Raw genomic sequence first — 524 nt, 5'->3', positions numbered from 1 at the left:
CGTGCCGACCGCCAGGAACTCGCTCTGCCAGTTCTGCATCGACTGGAACCAGAAGTCGCTGGTGCCGAGGAACTGCCAGGCGCTGATCGGCGGCGCACCGCTCTGCAACGCCTGCTCCGCGTTGTACGCCGCCGTGCCGCCGAGCAGGTGGCCGAGGAACGAGCCTCCGAAGATCAGCAGCAGCGCGAGGGACAGGCTGTTCCGGTAGATCACCAGCGGCAGCCCGCCGACGCGTACCGGCCACGGTGACGCCGGGGTGGCCCGCCGCTCGTCGTCCTCGGGCCGGTCGGTCTGGTCCTCCGGCTTCGACTCCGCCGACCCGCGCTGGACCAGATACGCGGTCAGCAGGACGTAGCCGCCCATCTGGAGGAACTCCGACTCCCAGTTCTCGAAGACCGCCTCGGCGAAGTGCCCGGTGCCCAGGTACGCCGGCCAGCTCAGCGGCGCGGCGCCGAACTCGACCAGCTCCTCGTTGTGCGTCTGCCATCCGAACACGCTCTGCAGTGCCAGGAAGACGAAGAACG

Annotated in this window: 1 protein-coding gene; it reads right to left on the bottom strand. The window is 69.3% G+C overall.

What is annotated here, in order from left to right:
* Positions 1 to 524: DUF6766 family protein (locus SM447_RS29965; protein WP_474576219.1), on the bottom strand; the 524-nt coding region annotated here is incomplete at both ends.

The organism is Micromonospora aridisoli, from assembly GCF_056150025.1.
Note: the sequence above shows the minus strand (reverse complement) of the source record. Positions and strands in the feature narration are given on the sequence as shown.